The following is a 1470-nucleotide window of genomic DNA, read 5'->3' on the forward strand; positions in this document are numbered from 1 at the left end:
TGTCACATTATATAAGTGTTTGCTTATAAGTTCAAGGGGTGAATTCAAGTTTAGTTGAAGAAAATCAGCTGTTGCCTGCGGCATTTTCAGTGTTCTTGTAGCGTCTCTATTTCATTTGAAGTAAGCCTTATTTTACTTGCAGCAAGGCCCGCTCACTCGCATCTTCTGCTTCACCACAAATAAAAAAGCCCCGCAATCGCGGTAGAGTGACCCAATAAAATGAGACAAGGAAAAAACACCCCCAGCGTCGTATGTAGTAACAACGACATGATGGAGGTGTTTTTCTGTATGGATTCAAAAAGAGGCTCGAAAAAGGGAACGACGAAACGATTCTATCCGGAGGAAATTAAACTCGAGGTTATTCAAATGAAACTCAGCGGCAACTACACCAATGCAGAAATCATGGAAATCCATCAGATCAAAAATAGATCGCAAATTAAAACCTGGATGAAATGGCACCGAGAAGGTGAATCCCATCGGCTCGCGCAGCCTGGCGGAAAACAATACAGCTACAATGCCGGGTTAAGTGAGTTGGAAGAATTGAAGAAAAAGGTGCTCTATTATGAAGTGAAGGAAGAATTGATGGGAAAGTATCGGGAGTTGGAAAGAAGGTGGATTCCGCCCTCTTCCTAGAGCTTGTGGACTGTTTCAAAGACAAATATTCTGTCTCGCTGATTTGTAAATGCATGGGCGTCGCGCGTGCCACTTATTACCGTTGGCGCAAAAAAGACTTCACGAAGACCGAGTTGGAGGAAAAGGTCGTGGCGATCTGTGAACAGCTGAAGTTCCGGGTTGGTTACCGTACGGTAACTGGGTTATTGAAAAATGACGGCCTCCAAGTCGACCCGAAGACGGTGCAGCGCATCATGCAGAAATACAACACCCAGTGCCGGATCAAACCAAAACGAGCCAAAAAGATGAAGGGCGAAAGCCACTTGGTGGTGCCGAATCTCTTGGAACAGAATTTCAACGCAAGTGCGCCCAATCAAAAGTGGGTGACGGATATTACGTACCTCCCCTTCGGGGAAAGCATGCTTTACCTGTCGACGATTCTGGACTTATATAACAACGAAGTGATTGCTTACAAAGTCAGCGGCACACAAAATGCGCAGCTTGTTTTGGACACCTTGAAACTCGCGTGTCAGAAGCGAAATACCGCAGGCACCATCATTCATAGTGACCAAGGTGCCCAATATACTTCCCGCGCCTTCCAAGTGACGACAAGAGAAAACGGCATTATCACCAGCATGTCCCGTAAAGGAAACTGCTTTGATAATGCCGTCATCGAATCCTTCCACTCCTCGCTAAAGTCGGAAGAATTCTACCCCCTTGCAGGGGTACGTCTAACCAATGCCATTGTACAACAAAAAGTCGAAGATTACATGTATTATTACAACTATATACGACCGTTCCAAAAATTAAACTGCCACTCTCCGATTGAATATCGGACAATGGCAGCCTAGGTGTTTT

General features: G+C 45.2%; 1 protein-coding gene. It reads left to right on the forward strand.

The features are described from left to right. The first annotated feature begins 288 nt into the window (after positions 1-288). Positions 289-1463 (forward strand): IS3 family transposase gene (locus EGV91_RS16985; RefSeq protein WP_135505836.1). Its coding sequence is split into 2 segments (ribosomal slippage): positions 289-586 and positions 586-1463, totalling 1176 coding nucleotides; the frame shifts between segments, so codons are not numbered across the junction. Positions 1464-1470: the final 7 nt, after the last annotated feature.

It is taken from the genome of Planococcus koreensis, assembly GCF_004761975.1.
GTDB lineage: Bacteria > Bacillota > Bacilli > Bacillales_A > Planococcaceae > Planococcus > Planococcus koreensis.